This is a genomic window from Pseudomonas sp. PDM31 (assembly GCF_019218965.1).
Taxonomy (GTDB): Bacteria; Pseudomonadota; Gammaproteobacteria; order Pseudomonadales; family Pseudomonadaceae; genus Aquipseudomonas.
This window is the reverse complement of record NZ_JAHUWS010000038.1, coordinates 1-360: the sequence shown is the minus strand read 5'-3', so window position 1 is coordinate 360 and position 360 is coordinate 1. Positions and strand designations below refer to the sequence as shown.

At 54.2% G+C, this 360-nt stretch carries 1 protein-coding gene; it reads right to left on the bottom strand.

The features are described 5' to 3' along the window. On the bottom strand, window positions 1–348 hold a 348-nt coding region (locus KW839_RS28225; RefSeq protein ID WP_371318130.1), incomplete at its 3' end, for an EamA family transporter. Window positions 349–360: the final 12 nt, after the last annotated feature.

Sequence of the window (360 nt, the reverse complement as noted above, 5' to 3'; positions counted from 1 at the left end):
GGCGACACCCGTGAAGCCTATTCCCATCGCAACCCAACCCCGCAGTGATAACGGCTCACCTCCGTAAAAGGTGGAGAAAAGCGCTATGAAAAGGGGAGTTGTGTAGATCGCCACGGCAGCTACTGATGACGGGATCAACGGTAATGCTGAGTAGTACGTTATCCACATTAACAACAGCAGAATGCTCCTGATCGTCACCCAGAACATCGAGACGGGTGAGTGTCGACCCGATTTGATGTTCCTGCCGAGCCAGGTTCCAAGGGTGGGCACCGATAGGCAGGACACGATGAGGAAAAGCTGCCAGAGCGGAAGTCTGGCGCTGAAATATTTGACCGCTGCGTCGGCCAGTGAAAGGAGAAA